A 15,789-nucleotide genomic window follows, 5' to 3' on the forward strand; every position below is an offset into this window, starting at 1 on the left:
CCGGGTGCTGGGATTCCTGAGGCTTCGGATTCCAGTGGTTTGGTCGACGGCGATGCCTCTGACTGGTCGCCGCCGGTGATCGGTGGGGTTGATGTGCCGCAGGCGCCGGGTGGTACAGCGCCCGGTGGCGCTGGTTTGGGTGGTATGCCTGGTGGTGGGATGCCTGGTGGTGGTAGTCCGGGGGCTGCTGGTGGTGGGATTCCTGAGGCTCCGGATTCCAGTGGTTTGGTCGACGGCGATGCTTCTGACTGGTCGCCGCCGGTGATCGGTGGGGTCGATGTGCCGGAGACTCCGTCGGGCACGCTGCCCGGCGGTGCCGGGCTGGGCCAGATGCCGGGCATGCCCGGCGGCGCCGGCGGCGGTCCCGGGTCCACTCCCGGGTCGTCGGAGGCTCCGGATGCGCAGGGTCTCGTCGACGGTGAGCTGGAGCCCTGGCAGCCGTCCGGGGTGGACCTTGAACTGCCCGGTTCACCGGGCGGTGCCGGGGCCGGCGGCATGGGCTTCAACGTCCCCGAGGTGGGCGGTGTGCCTGAGTCCGGTGGCATGCCCGGCGCCGACGGCGCGGGCCTGAACGTTCCCGAGGTGGGCGGTCCGCCCGCATCCGGGACAGAGACCCCGGGCGAGGACGTGCCCGGCAATGGTGCCGGGCCCGGGGCCGGGATGCCGGGTGGGATGCCCGGCGGTATGCCAGGGGCAGGGCAGCCGGGCGCCGGGGCCGGGGCCGTCGAAGCGCCGGACGCCCAGGGGCTGGTCGACGCCGAACTGGGCGACTGGCAGCCGTCGGGGGAGAGCCTCGGCGACCCGAACGCCCCGCAGGGCACCGCTGCCGGCGGCGCCGGCCTGGAGGTTCCCCAGTGGGAGCAGCCCGGCGGCACGCCCTCCGGGGGCGAACCCGTCGTCGGTGCGGTGGACGATCCGGAGGTGCCGGCGGCCGACACGGTCGAAGGGCCGCCGCAGACCCCGGCGCAGCAGCCCAGCATGCCCGGCGGGATGCCGATGATGCCTGGCCCGGGGAGCACGGCACCACCCGGCGCCGCATCCGCCGCAGAGGGTATCGGTGCGGCCGACCTGATCGACGCGGACACCGCCGACTGGCAGTCTTCCGGGACCGACACTGATCCGTACGCGCCTGAGGGAGCCGCCGCGGGCGGAGCGGGCCTGCAGACCGTGGTCGACATGCCCCCACCGGCCGTCCCGGTCGACTCGGTGGTCTCCGTGCCCGGCGTCGGCGAACCGTCAGTGGGTGAGCCGGCCGTGGGTGCGCCCTCGGTGGGTGAGCCCGCAGTGGGTGAGCCGTCGGTGGAGGCACCCGCGGCAGAGACGCCCGTGGTGGAGCCTGCGGTCGGCGAGTCTGCCGTGCCCGGGCCGGTGACGGCGGATCCGGGAGTGACCGAGACACCGGTCGCCACCGAGCCCGCGGTACCTGAGCCTGTTGTCACTGAGCCGGCCGCCGCCGAGCCGGTTGTCACCGAGCCGGTTGTCACGGAGCCGGTTGCTACTGGGCCGGTCGTGGCTGAGCCGGTAGTCGGGCCGGTCGGTACTGAGCCGGTCGTCACGGAGCCGGTTGCTACTCAGCCGGTCGTCACCGAGCCGGTCGTGTCGGAACCGCCCGCGGGCGCGGAGCCCGAGCCGGTGCAGGCGGGTGGGGCGAAGCCGGAGGGGACGCCGGGTGCCTCCGGGGCGGGCCCCGGCGGCACGCTCGAGGGTGCGCTGACGGCACCGCAGACCGCTGTTGTGGTGGGTGCCGTCGGAGCGGCCGCCGCGGCGGCGGCATGGGCGTCGGCCCCGAACCACGCCATCCCAGCGGCCCCGACCGGAACCGGCCCGACCGGAAACGCCCCGAACGGAACCGCCCCGAACGGAACCGCCCCGACCGGAACCGGGCCGAACGGAACCGCCCCGAGTGGGACCGCGTCGGGCAGCACTGCTGCTGGAGCGGACAATCCGGACGCCGAAGGTGCCGGGGGTGGGGGCGCCGACGAGGACGACGCGGCGCGATTGGCCGCGCCCGGGATCGTGCTCTCCGTTCCGCAGGTCGTGGTTCCTTCGGCGGGACCGTCGCCGGCGGGGCTGTCGCCGGCTGGGGTGCCGCCGGTCGCTTCGCAGCCGGGTGCTGCCGTGGTGGGCCGCGAGGCGGTCGTTGCGGGGACTGTTGCCGGGGACCCGCGGCTTGCCGGCACGGTTCCGGGTCAGCAGGGGACCGAGGATGATCGGGAGGCCCCCGAGCGTCCCGATGCGGCCGCGTTTCTGCAGGATGGCACCGGTGCCTGGGATGCTGCCGGGCCGGGTGGCGAGGTGCCGCCCGGGGTTGATTTTGTGCCCGTGGTCACCGTGGACGACGACGATATGTCCGGTTGGGACGATGTCGACGACGCGGGATGGCTGACGGGCGAGATCGTGACGAAAGGGTGACGACCAACGATGCCTGACTCCGCCGGTGAGCCGCAGATGCCGAAGGCGGTGTGGCGTCGCGCGATCCCGGTCGTCGCGGACGCAGTCGAGGAGGAGCGGCCTCCCCGGTGCGGCGGCGACCTTCCCTTGGAGGAGCGCTACCAGCTCATGAAGGAGCGGCGCCGCAAGCGTAAGGAGGCCGAGGCGGTCGAGCGTGCGCGCGAGGAGGCCGAGGCGAAGGTTGCTGCTCGTAAGGCGCGGGAGAAGTCCGGCGACGACGAGGACGAGGCGAAGACCGCCGAGCGGTTTCGTAACGATCGATATGCGGTCAAGCTGCTTCAACAGGACAATTCCGCCTGGGGTGGCGGCGGCGCCGGATCAGGGGATGTCGGATGAGTACGGTCACCATCAAACGTCCGCCTAGGTCGGCCGGCCCCGAGGCACCCGAGGGGCAGATCGAGCTGCAGGAGCCGCCGCTCATGGCGGAGGAGGCGCCGCTCGACTTCCGCTCCTTCGCGTCGATCGTGCCGATGGGCCTCGGCATGGGCGCCATGATGGCGATGTTCGGCCTCTACAGCCGGGCCCCGGTCATGTACGTCATGGGCGGCGCGATGGCCGCCGGCATGCTGCTCATGGGCGTCATGCAGATCGGCCGCGCGGCCGCCGAGCGTAAGCGCAAGATGCGTGGTGAGCGCCGGGACTTCCTGCGCTACATCGCCCAGCTGCGCAAACAGGCCCGTAAGGCGGCGGACGCCCAGCGGCAGTTCGTGCTCTGGAACAACCCGCAACCGAGCTGGCTGTGGTCCATCGCCATGAGCAGCCGCCTGTGGGAGCGCCGGCCGAGTCACGACGACTTCGGCCGGGTGCGGATCGGGCTGGGCCGGCAGAACGCGATGCTGACGTTCTCGCCGCCGTCGACGAAGCCGATCGAGGATCTGGAGCCGTTGGCCTCCATCTCGCTGCGGCGCTTCTCGGAGACCTACCGGACGGTGTCGGGCATCCCGATCTCGGTGGGGCTGCGCAGCTTCACGAGCATCGAGTTCGAGGGCTCGGCCGATCCGGCGATCGACCTGGCGCGGGCGATGGTGGCGCAGCTCGTGACGTTCCACGCCCCGGACGAGCTGCGGGTCGCCGTGCTGGCCCAGGAGGTGCACCAGGCGCCCTGGGACTGGATCAAGTGGCTGCCGCACAACGCCCACCCCAGCGCCTTCGACGCCGCCGGGCCGGTACGCATGTTCGCCGGCGCGCACGACGACCTCATGGACCTGCTGGGCCCGGAGATCACCGACCGGGGTGACCACGACCGCAACGTACGCCCGTCGGCGACCGAGCCGCTGCTCGTCATCGTCGCGCACCTGGTCGACCTGCCGGACAGCTCGCGGCTGCTCGGCGCCGGCATGCGCAACGTGGTGCTGCTGGACCTGACCGGTGACATGCCGGGTGGGCCCAAGGTGCTGCGGCTGACGATCGACGGGGAGACGGTGGAGTATCCCGCCGGTGACACCGTCGGCTCGGCCGTCCGGGACGGGCTGGACGCGGTCCAGTGCGCCGCGCTGGCCCGGATCATCGCGCCCAAGCGGACCAGCGGCACGCTCGACGTGGTCGAGGAGCCCATGGAGAGCAGCTTCGAGCTGACCGCGCTGCTCGGTATCCGCGACGCGCGCACGTTCGACGTCCAGGCGCTGTGGCGCTCGCGGCAGTCGCAGCGCAACCGGCTCATGGTCCCGATCGGGGTCACCGAGGAGGGCGAGGTCATCGAGATCGACCTCAAGGAGTCGGCGCAGGGTGGCATGGGACCGCACGGCCTGCTGATCGGTGCGACCGGCTCGGGCAAGAGCGAGCTGCTGCGTACGCTGGTCATCGCGCTCGCCGCGACGCACAGCTCGGAGATCCTCAACCTCGTCCTGGTCGACTTCAAGGGCGGTGCGACGTTCCTGGGCATGGAGAAGCTGCCGCACACGTCCGCGGTCATCACGAACCTGGCCGACGAGCTGCCGCTGGTCGACCGCATGCAGGACGCCCTGAACGGGGAGATGACCCGGCGCCAGGAGATGCTGCGCGCGTCCGGGTACGCCTCACTGTTCGACTACGAGAAGGCCCGCGCGGCCGGTGTGCAGCTGGTGCCGTTCCCGGTGCTGCTGATCATCGTGGATGAGTTCAGCGAGCTGCTGTCCAGCAAGAGCGAGTTCATGGACCTGTTCGTCTCCATCGGACGGCTCGGCCGAAGTCTCGGCGTGCATCTGCTGCTCGCCTCCCAGCGTCTCGACGAGGGCCGGATCAACCGGGTCGAGGGTCACCTCTCCTACCGGGTGGCCCTGCGCACGTTCTCGTCGATGGAGTCACGGTCGGTGATCGGTAGCGGCAAGGCCTACGAGCTGCCCTCCGAACCCGGCAACGGCTACCTGAAGCTGGACACCACGAACCTGGTGCGCTTCAAGTCGGCGTACGTGTCGGGGTTGTACACCGGGCGCAGCCTGGCCGGTGGCGGGGAGACCCCGGCCGACGTGACCGAACTCGACGTCGTCCCGTTCACCACCCGGCAGACCGACCTGCGGCACGACCCGGGACGGGTCCGGCCGACGGAGACCCCCGAGGAGACCGTGGCGCCGGAATCGGCGACCGGTCCGAGCCTGCTGGAGGTCATCCTGGACCGGCTCACCGGGTCCGGTCCGCCGGCCCGGCAGGTGTGGCTGCCGCCGCTGTCGTCGGCGCCCAGCCTGGACACGCTGCTGCCGAGCGTGGTGCCGGATCCGGTGCGCGGCATGACCGTCGACGACCCGGCGGCGCAGGGCCGCCTGCGGGTGCCGGTCGGCATCGTGGACCGGCCCGCGGAGCAGCTGCGTGAGCTGCTGATCGCCGACCTCGGCGGCGCGGACGGTCACGTCGGTATCGCCGGGGCCCCGCAGAGCGGCAAGTCGACCCTGCTGCGCAGCCTGATCCTCGGGCTGGCGCTCACGAACACCCCGCGCGAGGTGCAGTTCTACGGGCTCGACTTCGGCGGCGGCGGGTTGTCGTCGATCGCCGGGCTGCCGCACATCGGCTCGATCGCGACCCGGATGGAACGCGACCGGGTGGTCCGCACGATCCAGGAGGTCGGGCAGGTGATGGAGCGGCGGGAGGCCGAGTTCGCCGCCCGCGGCCTGGACTCCATGCAGTCCTACCTGGCGGCCCGCGAGCGCGGCGAGATCGACGACCCGTTCGGTCACGTGTTCCTGGTCATCGACGGCTTCTTCACGATGAAGCAGGACTTCGCCGACCTGGACACCCGGTTCCAGGAGCTGGTGTCGCGCGGCCTGTCGTTCGGCATCCACGTGATCGTCACCGCGACCCGCTGGTCGGAGATGCGCACCTGGCTGCGCGACCTGCTCGGCACCCGCCTGGAGTTGCGGCTGGGTGACTCGATGGAGTCCGAGGTCGGGTCCCGCAAGGCGGCGACCGTGCCGAACCAGGTCGGCCGTGGCCTCACCCCTGACGGCCTGCACTTCCTGGGCGCGCTGCCACGGATGGACGGCGTCTCGGACGCGTCCGATCTGGCCGAGGCGACGAAGTCGGTGACGGAGGAGATCAACACGTTCTGGACCGGTCCGCCGGCACCCGCGGTCCGGATGCTGCCGGCCCGGCTCGCGGTGGAGCATCTGCCGGCCCCGGAGCCCGAGTTCAAGGTGTGCGTCGGCCAGGACGAGCAGCGGCTCGCCCCGGTGTGGCACGACTTCATGGCCACGCCGCACATGCTGGTCTTCGGGGACAACGAGACCGGCAAGTCGAACATGCTGCGCCTGGTGCTGCGGGCGATCGCCCGGCACTACACCCCGGAGCAGGCCAAGGTGGTGCTCGGCGACTCCCGGCGGGACCTGGACACCGCGATCACGAAGGACTACCAGGTCGGGTTCGGCTTCACCGGCGACAAACTGCACGAGCTGGCCGGGCAGGCTTCGGTCTCGATGAACCGCCGGGTCCCCGGTCAGGAGATCTCGTCGGAGCGGATGCGCCGGCGTGACTGGTGGGAGGGCCCGGAGCTGTTCGTCGTGGTCGACGACTACGACCTGATGACGAAGGGCGGCATGGGATCGGCGCTGGACCCGCTGCTGCCCCTGCTGGCCCAGGGGTCCTACATCGGCCTGCACCTGATCATCGCGCGCAGTACGTCCGGCGCGATGCGGGCGATGATGGACCCGGTCATCCGCCGGTTGTGGGAGCTCGGCACGCCCGCGACGCTCTTCTCGTACCCGAAGGAAGAGGGCAAGTTCCTCGGTGAGGCCGCCCCCCGCCGTCTGCCGCCGGGGCGAGCACAGCTCGTCACGCGCCGTGGCGTGAAGCTCATGCAGACCGGATCCGTGGCATGACGCCCGGCCGTGAGAGAGGAAACCACGGATGACCGCCGCGTTGAATGGCGAACTGTGCCGGATCACCGTCATCGGCCCGGACCGCAAGATCGATCTGGCGGTGCCCTCGACCTCCGCGGTGGCCTCGCTGCTGCCGGTCCTGCTGCACCACACCACCACGCCGGGGCAGCTGGTGGAAGGCGACGCCGGGGACGGCGCCTGGGTGCTGCAGCGGCTCGGCCAGCAACCGTTCGAGCTGTCCGGCACGCCGGAGAGTCTCGACTGGCTGGAGGGTGAGGAGCTCTACCTGCGCCGAGCCGAGGACCCCCTGCCGGAGCTCGACTTCGACGACCTCGCCGAGGGCATCGCGACCGTGGTCAACCGGCGCACCGACCGGTGGCAGCCCGAATACCGGCGGGTGCTGTTCCTGCTGCTGTCCGTCGTGGCGATGGGTGTGATCGCCGCGGTGCTGACCGACCGTGGGCCGGTGCTCCCGCAGGTCATCGGTGCCGGCGTGCTGAGCCTGTGCTGTTTCGTGGCCGCGCTGGTGTTCGCCCGCAAGCTCGAGGACGGCGCGTTCTCGCTGCTGTTCGGCGGTGGGGCGGCGGTGTTCGCGGGCGTCGCGGCATCCAGCGCGGTCGACGGCGATCCGGACGGGATCGCGGTCAACGGCCCGGCGCTGCTGGCGTTCGCGATCTCCGTGGTGGCCGTGGTGGCGGTGCTCCTGCTGGCTCAGCGGATCGCCACGCCGCACCTTCCAGCCGCTCCTATGCTGGTGGCCGGGGTGACAGCTGTTGCCACGGTGGGTGTGCTGCTGCTGCAGTCCGCCTCGCAGATGACCGGGCAGCGGGCCGCGGGCCTGGCCGTCGCGGTGATCTTCGGGGTGATCGTGGTGGCGCCGCGCGCAGCGGTGAAGTTCGCCCGGCTGCGCGGCCCGCAGTTGCCCAAGACCGGCGCGGACATGTCGTACGACATCGAGCCGGCCCCGTCGGACCAGGTCCGCGACCGCACCAACGAGGCCGACACCTACCTGAGCGTCACCATGCTCTCGTCGGCCCTGGTGCTCCCGGTCGTCTTCCACTTCACCATGGGCGTACCCGGGTGGGCGGGCTGGACGTACGTGCTGGTGGTCGCGAGTGCAATTCTGCTGCGCGCACGTACCTTTCTCGGTTTCTGGCAGCGGATCGCACTGACTTCCGCAGGTAGCGTCGGTTGTCTCATGGTGATCATGCGGCTGTCCGAGACACTCACCCCCGGCTGGCGGTGGGTGCTGATCGGTGGCCTGACGGCCCTGGTGGTGCCGCTGGTGACCGCGGCGCTGCGCCCGTTCCCGCGCCGGATGCTCCCGTTCTGGGAGTATTCGGCCACGTTCTTCGATGTGGTGACCGGGGTGGCCGTCCTGCCGATCCTTGCCCAGATCCTCGGCCTGTACGTCTGGGCCCGCGGACTGTTCGGGTAGGCGCGCGTGCAGACCCAGCGCGACCACGTCCACGCCCACACGTTCATGGTGGGCCGGCTCAGCTCTGCCCTGGTCGAGGGCGATCCGACGCGGGCGGAGATCCCCGGGCGCCGGGCACAGACCGGATTCCTCATCGGCATCATCCTGGTGGTGCTGCTGACCGGCGGCTTCGCGGTGTACGGCTGGCTCATCCCGGGTGGCAGCAGCGCCTACAAGCAGGCCGGGAACATTCTGGTGGAGAAGGAGAGCGGCAACCGGTACGTGTACCTCGAGCAGGCGCTTCACCCGGTGCCCGACATGACGTCGGCGATGCTGATCCTGGGGGCGAGCGCCAAGGTCAAGCTGATCTCCCGGAATTCCCTCAAGGGCGTTCCGCGCGGTGGTGCGCTCGGGGTGGCGAACGCGCCGAAGGAGGTCCCACCGGCCGACGCCCTGCTGCGGGGCCCGTGGCTGACGTGCCTGCCCGGTTCCGTGGTGACCGGCCGCAAGGTGTCCGGGCTGGGCGTCAACCTCGACCCCGGAGCCGAGTACACGCCGTTGCCCGAGAAGTCCTTCACCGTTGTACGCAACGAGAGCGGCGTCGCGTACGTGCTCGCCAACTACCTGAAGTACAAGGTCGCGGACGAGGCGGCGCTGGTGGCGCTCGGCGCGGGCAGCATCGAGCCGACACCCGCCCCGGACATGTGGCTCGGCTGGGTGGGCGACGGCCCCGACCTGGGCCCGGCCCGGATCGACGGGGCAGGCCAGGCCGGGCCCGCGGTGGGCGGGGTCTCCCACCCGGTGGGCACCCTCATCCGGCAGCGCACCGACTCCGGCGTCGACCAGCTGTTCGTCCTGCGCCGCGACGGGCTCGCCCCGATGAGCCGGACGGAATTCCTCATCGCCGACGCCGCCGACGACGCCGCGCCCGTCGACGTCGACCCGGCCGCGATCGTCGGCGCCCGTCGCTCCGCCGACCGTACCCTGCTGGACCGGCTGCCCGACCTCGCGTCGCTGAAGCTCGAGGAGACCGCCGGACGCGCCATGTGCATGCGGCAGCAGGCATACAACAACACCGATGTCGTCAGCGTGGCCGGGTACGCCCCGGTGTACGCCTCCGGGGTCTACGCCGACGGCACCACCTCTGTGTACGTACCGCCGTCGTCCGGTATGGCCGTGGTGGCCGCGCCCGTCGAATCGAAGACCATCGCGCCACAGGTGTCCTTGATCGCCGAGGACGGCACCGTCTACCCGCTGGCGAACACCGAGGCGACCACGGCGCTGAAACTGAACACGGTCACGCCCGTCCCGTTCCCGAAAGACCTGCTGGCGCTGCTGCCACAGGGGCCCGTACTGAGCCGACAGGCCGTCACCGGCCTGCCGAGGGGGTAGAGAACGTATGGCATCCATCCGAGGCCTGCTGCGTGGCGGCAAGGGCGATCCCGGCGGGGTCGTGCAGCACACCGTGGGCAACGCCCTCGTCCTGCACGCCGAGGACCAGATCAGCGCCGAGGCACAGTCGCTGGCCCTGTCGGTCGTCGAGGACACCGAGAACGACGTGGTCGTGCTCGACCTGGGCGACGGGATGCCGATCGGCTCCTGGGAATCGATGGCCGGGGTGCTGCCCCGCCGCCGCCGGGGCATCCGGCTCGTGGCGTGCGGCCGGCACCACAACGCGGCGGCGATGGCCGGGCAGTGGCTGTCGGAGCGGTTGAACCGTACGGTCATCGCGCCCGACGGCGACCTGGTCCGCGGCTCGGCCGGCGGGTTGTTCGTGCACTCCTCCCCGGGCAGTGGCTGGGTGCGGTTCCGCCCCGGCAAGCCGCCGACCTGGGACGCGAAGCGTTACCCCACACCGCTGTGGGACAAGGCCGCCACCGACAAGCGGGCCTCGAGCTCCACGGGGGAGATCGAACCGCTGCCCGGTGGCGTCTGGATCCACGACGTGCGGGAGGCGGCGACGGTCGACGAGCACCGGCAGCGGCTGATCGCCGACGTGCCGTGCCAGCCCGAGGTCATGACGGTGCTGCTGGGCTGCCCCGGTACGCCGCCGCTGTCGCTCGACGACGTGGTCCGTTTCTGGCGCGACCTCGACCCGGACAGCCGGCTGCGGACCCGCTTCGTGCAGTACGGCGACGTCCGGCTGCCCGAGGGGGAGGCCTTCGGCCAGGCCCTCGCCGACCTGCTCGGCACCCAGGTGATCTGCTACACCGGCGTGCCGGTGGGCGCGCCGGGCAAATTCGAGATCCGCACCGTACGCGCTGACGGCGTGCTCGGCTGGCCCCCGTTCGCGCTCGAGCTCGGCTACGCGCCCCGGGCCCACCCCAACTCCAAGGCCCGGCGCCCCGCGGTGCTCAGCCACCGCGGACCGCTGCGCTGGACCGAGGAGATCTCCCCGCGGATCTACTGGTACGCCCCGGACGCGGTGGTCGAGGTCGTCCAGGCCGGCCTCTGGGTCCGGGCCGTCGACGAGCCGGCGAACGCGGAACGGGTCCGGGCGACCCAGCTCGACCCCGAGGGCAGCACGCTCATCTTCGACGACACCATGGACGAGCGGACCGCCCGGATGCGCGAGCTCGCCGAGGACCTCGCCGCCCGGGTCGACCCGAGCGTCGGCCAGGACACCGCACTGTTCCCGGCGTCCGTCCTCGTCCCGGGTCAGCGTCCGGCCGGGCGTGCCGAGGCCCAGTTGCGGGTGATCGAGGAAACCGGCGCCCCGGTCGTCGCCCGAGCCAGGGTGGAGGTGCCCGCACCGCCCCAGCCGGCCGCCACGATCATGGCCGCACCGTCGGTGGAGGCGGTGATGATCGAACCGGTCGCCGAGAAGCCGCAGCTCGAAGCGTACGGCGAGGGTGCCACCCAGAAGTTCAGCCGGCAGATGATCCAAGCCTATGTGGACACGGCCCCGGAGGTCACCCAGGTCCGTCCAACGGCCTCCGCCCCGGCCCCGGCCCCGGTCCCGGCTGCACCACCGGCCTCGTCCCCGCGTCCGGTTCCGCCCGCGGCGCCGGTGTCGGCCATGGCATCGATGCCCGTCCCCGTCCCGGCTCCGGGCGTCGTCACCGACGAGCCGGCCCCGCAGTCGCAGCTCCCCGAGCCGGCCGCCGTCGAGCCGCCGGCCGAGCTGTCGGTCCAGGCTCCGGTGCAGCACGAGCCCACGGTCGAGCCCGTTGAGCCCGTCACGGCTCCGGTGGAGGTGGTCGGCGGCCCGGTCGAGCCCGTTCGGCCGTCGCCCGGGGTCGCTGAGCCGGTCGAGGTGGCGGTCGCCCCGCCGCCGCCGGTACAGCCGTCGGGTCTGGAGGAGTTCGGAGTCGAGCGGCTCCACGTGCTCGACCCGCAGTCGCCGCCGGCCGCGGTCCGGCCGGCTGCGGTCCCCTCGGCGCTGTCCCGGCCGGAGGCACCACGGGCGGCCGTCCCCGAGCCGGCGGTCGTGCGGGAAGTCGCCGGGGATGCCCGGATGCAGCCGATCCCGGCGCCGTCGGCCTCCGCGCTGCTGCCGAAGCGTTCGCTGGACGAGGAGCGCGCGTGGCTGCGCCGCACACTGAGCCGCGATTTCGACGTCATGGCCAGTTCGGTCTCCCGGATCATGAGTGAGCACCCGGGTCTGCAGGCCACCGGCGCGGTCAGCCCGGATTCCGTACTCGCCGATTCGGTCGCGGTGCGGCTCTATCTGTCGCAGCGGGGTGCGGGGATCGACGACGGGCTGCGGACCGGCGCGAACGGCCCGCACGTGCCGTTCGCCCGGTGCACCGTGTCGGGCCTGTCCCGGCTGCCGTCGTTCCGGGGCACCACGGTCTACCGCACGTCGCCGACGGCGGCGGAGTGGGACGCGTACCGTGACCGCCGGATCGTCACCGACTGGGCGTTCGTCAACGCTCTCACCGGTCCGTGCACCGGCCAGGACGGCGACACCGACGTGCTGGTGTGGTCGATGACCGCCCGCCGGACCGGCGTGCTGGAGCCCGAGGGCGACGACCGGATCGAGGACCGGGTGCTGTTCCTGCCCGGCACCCACTTCAAGATCCTGGAGCTGCGTCAGCCGACCGGCGACGAGCGCGGCGCTGTCCTGATGCGGGAGATCGGTGCGAACGAGATCGGCTCCGACGGCCGGGTGGACCCGGACCGGGTGTCGCTCGACGAACTGGCGGCGACGTCGCTGCGTCGCAGTGTCGAGCGGTGGTCCACGGCCGAGCCCAAGCGGCGCATCGGTGCCGGTTCGGTGGGCCGTTTCGGTACGCTGCCGGGCCTGACCGGGCCGGCCCCGGCGAGGTCCGGACCGCCGGCCGGCGGATCCCCGGTCCGCGAGGAGGTGGGCAGCCGATGACCCGGCAGGTTCTGGTGGTGGGCGGCGGTAAGGCCGGCGCCTACCCGACGATCGGCGCGGCCCTGGCCCGGGCGGAGGCCGGTGCGACGATCTCGGTGCATCCGGGGCGGTACCCGGAGCGCCTCGTGGTCGGCAACCGCATCACGATCAGCGCGGTCGAGGGCGGTCCGGTCGAGGTGCACGTGGAGGAGGGCAGTGTCCTCGTCGTGCAGGGTGAGGGCGCCCAGCTGCGCGGCATCACCCTGGCCAGCGACGACACCAAGCTGGCCGCGGTGGACGTCTACTCGGGCGAGGTGGCGCTGGACAACTGCTCGGTCTCCGGCGCGGCGTGGGTCACCCTGCTGTCCCGGCTGCAGGGTTCGCTGGCGTTGCGCGGGTGCGAGGTACGCAACTCGGCCGGCGCCGGCATCGTGGTGATGTCCGCGCGGTCCAGCACCATCGAGGACACGACGCTCACCGACGTGGCCACCTCGGGCATCGTGGTCGGCGAGCAGGGTGTGCTGACCCTGCGCCGATGCGTGATCCGGGGCACCGGCGCCAACAGCCTCTGTGTGAACGGCGACGCGAAGCTGACCGTCGAGCAGTGCGAGATCGACCGGGCCGGTAAACCCGCGGTCGTGGTCGAGCAGCGCGGTTGGGCACGGATCCAGCGGCTCACCGTCCGCGACAGCGGCAACGTCGACCTGTTCCTGCGCGGCGGCATCGACGTCGTGATCAGCGACTCCACGTTCACCGGCGCGGCGCTGCAGGCCGCGCACATCGCCGACGGCGCGGCGCCCCGGCTCGAGCGCTGCACGTTCGGGTCCGCCGGGCACACCGCCGCGCACGTGACCGGTAAGTCCCGGCCGACGTTCACCGACTGCACGTTCGCCGACTCGCCGATCGGCATCAACGTGGACAGCGAGAGCGCCCCTCGCTTCGAGGGTCTCACGGTCCGCGGCACCAAGGACCACGTGGCTGTGGTGTGCGGGTCGGGCCGGATCGTCATGCAGCGGTTGCGCGCGTCGATCGGCTCCGGCGCCGGGGTCGTGGTCAGGGACGGCGCGGCGCTGGACGGCACGGACCTGTCCTTCGAGGCGGGCGACGCCGTGGCACTCGAGCTCAGCGGGGCCGCCCACGGCACGATCAAGGAAGCCCGGTTCATCGGTACGGCGGCCGGGGCGGTGACCCTCGGCGGCGGCTCGTCCCTGCTGTTGCAGTCCGCGCTCCTGCGTGGTGCCGGGTTGCGGATCGGCGACGGCGAGTTGCGGCTGCGCGACAGCGAGATCGTCGAGGCGCCCGGTGACGGACTGTCGATCGCGGCGGGCGGGTCGGTCACCGCCACCGACACCCGGGTACGCCGGGCCCGCCGCAGCGGTGTCGCGCTGGCCCCGGGTGCACGGGGCACGTTCACCGACTGCGAGGTGCTCGGCAGCGGTGCCGCCGGTTTCGACGTGGACACCACCGAGGCTGTCACCATCAGCCGCTGCGTGGTGCAGGGCAGCGGTGGCGAGGACATCCGCAAGGGCAACGGCGCCCAGCCGGTCGTCGAGGGCCTGATCAGCCGGGAGCCGACCGCCGCGCAGCCGGTCAGCCCGCCGCCCTACCAGGATTCCTACGACGAGCCGGCCGACGAGCAGGACCGCGAGCCCGAGCCCAGCGACGAGCTGAGCGGCCCGTTGCGCGAACTGAACGGCCTGATCGGCCTGCGTGGCGTGAAGCACGAGGTCACCGCGCTGATCAACCTGATCAAGATGTCGCAGGTCCGGTTGCAGATGGGCCTGCCGATGCCGCCGATGAGCCGGCACCTCGTCTTCGCCGGCCCACCCGGCACCGGTAAGACCACGGTCGCCCGGTTGTACGGCACGGTCCTCAAGGAGCTGGGCATCCTCTCCAAGGGCCACATGGTGGAAGCGGCCCGGGCCGACCTGGTCGGGCAGTACATCGGCTCGACGGCGATCAAGACGACCGAGCTGATCACCAAGGCGATGGGCGGCGTGCTGTTCATCGACGAGGCGTACACGCTGTCGGCGGGCTCCGGCGGCTCCGGCCCGGACTTCGGCCAGGAGGCCATCGACGCGCTGATGAAGATGATGGAGGACCACCGCGACGAGCTGGTGGTCATCGTGGCCGGCTACTCGGAGCTGATGGAGAAGTTCCTCGAGTCCAACCCCGGTCTCGCCTCCCGCTTCACGCGCACCGTCGAGTTCCCGAACTACTCGGTCGACGAGCTGGTCACGATCACCTCGAACCTGTGCCACAAGCACTACTACGAGCTGACCGACGACGCGGTCGGCGCGCTGACCACGTACTTCGAACGCGTTCCGAAGAACTCGACGTTCGGCAACGGCCGGGTGGCCCGCAAGCTGTTCGAAGCGATGATCAACAACCAGGCGTCCCGGCTCGCCACCACCCCGCCCTCGAAGGACAGCGAGCTCAACCGGCTCACCGCGCTGGACCTCGCGCCCGAGCTGGACCTGCTCGAGGACCTGCCGGCCGAGCGCACCGACCAGCCCGACGCGGCGAGCAACCCGGCCGGGGCGATCAACGCCACCCGCAGCTGGCACCGGGTCTGCGGCCTGGTGGGCGCGACGCCGGTCCGCGACGCGGTGGGCTCGACCCTGCTGCGGCTGTGCGAGCTGCGCAACCGCCGGCGGGCGTACGGGAAACACGCGAACATCATCGTCACCGGCCCCTCCGGCAGTGGTCGCAGCGAGTTCGCCAAGCACTACGCCGCGGGGCTGTCAGAATTGGGCCTGGTCCCGGTCGGGCATCTGGTGCGCGCGTCGATCCGGGAGGAACTGGCGCCGCAGTGGAACGGGCAGGCCGGCAGTCTGGTCAGCGCTGTGCTGGACGACGCCGAGGGTGGCGTCTGCATGATCGACTACACCGACGACGGCACCGGCACCGGGCCCGAGATCATCGAGCAGCTGGTCGCCCGGATGCGCTCCTCGCCCAGCGACCCGGTCGTCGTGCTGATCGCCGAGGAGCAGGCGCTGCGCGAGCTGCGCACCGCGGTCCCGGCGCTGTCCGAGGTCTTCGGACAGGAGTGGGCAATGCCCGGGTACACCACCCCGGAACTGGCCGACATCGTGGTGCGGCACCTGGTCCGGCGGGGTCACGAGGTGCCCGACGACGTCCGGGCCGCCCTGGTCGACCTGGCCGCCGGGCTCCCGGACCGGACGGTGCGGGCCGCGCACCTGTTCTCGTGGGGACTCACGCGTACCGCCGCGTCGCGGACCCTGGCCCTCGCCGACCTGAACGGCCTCGCCGGCCGGACCACCGCGGGCGCCGCGGCCACCCGTCAGACCGGTGGCCTCGCGGCCGTCGGCTGA

The 15,789-nt window shown here is 72.0% G+C and carries 7 protein-coding genes; all 7 read left to right on the plus strand.

Going from position 1 to position 15,789, the window contains the following annotated elements; all coding sequences use genetic code 11:
- The first annotated feature begins 279 nt into the window (after positions 1–279).
- Genes ACIA6A_RS22765 through ACIA6A_RS22795 form a run of 7 tightly spaced genes read left to right on the plus strand, consistent with a single transcriptional unit; the run spans position 280 to position 15,789 of the window.
- Entirely contained in the window at positions 280–2,412 is a 2,133-nt protein-coding gene (locus tag ACIA6A_RS22765; protein ID WP_396099808.1) for a hypothetical protein, read from the plus strand.
- A gap of 9 nt (positions 2,413–2,421) precedes the next feature.
- Positions 2,422–2,787, plus strand: a complete 366-nt coding sequence (locus ACIA6A_RS22770; protein ID WP_396099809.1) for a hypothetical protein — start codon at positions 2,422–2,424, stop codon at positions 2,785–2,787.
- The gene (gene eccCa, locus ACIA6A_RS22775) at positions 2,784–6,734 is read left to right on the plus strand and encodes a type VII secretion protein EccCa (RefSeq protein ID WP_396099810.1); all 3,951 of its coding nucleotides are present in this window, start codon (positions 2,784–2,786) and stop codon (positions 6,732–6,734) included. The genes ACIA6A_RS22770 and eccCa overlap by 4 nt, the downstream gene beginning before the upstream one ends.
- A gap of 28 nt (positions 6,735–6,762) precedes the next feature.
- Positions 6,763–8,172, plus strand: coding sequence for a type VII secretion integral membrane protein EccD (gene eccD / locus ACIA6A_RS22780; RefSeq protein WP_396099811.1), 1,410 nt, complete (start codon positions 6,763–6,765; stop codon positions 8,170–8,172).
- A 6-nt stretch (positions 8,173–8,178) separates the two neighbouring features.
- The gene (gene eccB / locus ACIA6A_RS22785) at positions 8,179–9,543 is read left to right on the plus strand and encodes a type VII secretion protein EccB (RefSeq protein ID WP_396099812.1); all 1,365 of its coding nucleotides are present in this window, start codon (positions 8,179–8,181) and stop codon (positions 9,541–9,543) included.
- A 7-nt stretch (positions 9,544–9,550) separates the two neighbouring features.
- A complete protein-coding gene (locus ACIA6A_RS22790) occupies positions 9,551–12,475 on the plus strand; it encodes a hypothetical protein (RefSeq protein WP_396099813.1) in 2,925 nt (974 codons plus the stop codon).
- Positions 12,472–15,789 (plus strand): right-handed parallel beta-helix repeat-containing protein, encoded by a 3,318-nt coding sequence (locus ACIA6A_RS22795; RefSeq protein WP_396099814.1) that lies wholly within the window; start codon positions 12,472–12,474, stop codon positions 15,787–15,789. Before ACIA6A_RS22790 ends, ACIA6A_RS22795 begins: the two co-directional genes overlap by 4 nt.

This window comes from Actinoplanes sp. NPDC051494, from assembly GCF_044454705.1.
Classification (GTDB): Bacteria; Actinomycetota; Actinomycetes; order Mycobacteriales; family Micromonosporaceae; genus Actinoplanes.

Coding starts and splice junctions, on each gene's coding strand:
- ACIA6A_RS22770 (WP_396099809.1), top strand. CDS start 2,422: ATGCCTGACTCCGCCGGTGAGCCGCAGATGCCGAAGGCGGTGTGGCGT.
- eccCa (WP_396099810.1), top strand. CDS start 2,784: ATGAGTACGGTCACCATCAAACGTCCGCCTAGGTCGGCCGGCCCCGAG.
- eccD (WP_396099811.1), top strand. CDS start 6,763: ATGACCGCCGCGTTGAATGGCGAACTGTGCCGGATCACCGTCATCGGC.
- ACIA6A_RS22790 (WP_396099813.1), top strand. CDS start 9,551: ATGGCATCCATCCGAGGCCTGCTGCGTGGCGGCAAGGGCGATCCCGGC.
- ACIA6A_RS22795 (WP_396099814.1), top strand. CDS start 12,472: ATGACCCGGCAGGTTCTGGTGGTGGGCGGCGGTAAGGCCGGCGCCTAC.